Consider the following 508-nt stretch of genomic DNA (forward strand, 5'->3'; position numbering starts at 1 on the left):
TCGGATCGTGTGTTGAGTGCGGTGCAGTCGCAGGTGTGGGGTGTGGGCCGGGTTGCTGCTTTGGAGTTGCCGGAGCGGTGGGGCGGTTTGGTGGATGTGCCTGAGGGGTGGGACAGCCGGGCGGGTGCTGGTTTGTGTGCGCTGCTGGGTGGTGCGCTGGCGGGCGAGGATCAGGTTGCGTTGCGGTCTTCGGGTGTGTGGGTGCGTCGGGTGGCGCGCGCCGGTGGTGGCGGTTCCGCGGGGGTGTGGTGCCCGCGGGGCACGGTGTTGGTGACCGGTGGTACGGGCGCGTTGGGCCGTCGGGTGGCGTTGTGGGCTGCACGGCGCGGGGCTGAGCGGGTGGTGTTGGCCAGCCGGAGTGGTGCCGGCGCTTCGGGTTTGGAATCGGTTGAGGCTGAGTTCGCCGCGCTGGGTGTGGAGTTGGAGGTCGCGGCGTGTGATGTGGCGGATCGTGGTGCGGTAGCGGAGTTGTTGGGTTCGCTTCCTGGTTTGTCGGCTGTGGTGCATG

Annotated in this window: 1 protein-coding gene; it reads left to right on the top strand. The window is 69.1% G+C overall.

Annotated features, from left to right (window positions below; all coding sequences use genetic code 11):
* Window positions 1-21 precede the first annotated feature (21 nt).
* Window positions 22-508 (top strand): KR domain-containing protein (locus OO62_RS38740; protein ID WP_248782323.1); only part of this gene is annotated, 487 nt, incomplete at its 3' end.

Origin of the sequence: Streptomyces lydicus, from assembly GCF_000717345.1 — a bacterium.
GTDB classification, from domain to species: domain Bacteria; phylum Actinomycetota; class Actinomycetes; order Streptomycetales; family Streptomycetaceae; genus Streptomyces; species Streptomyces lydicus.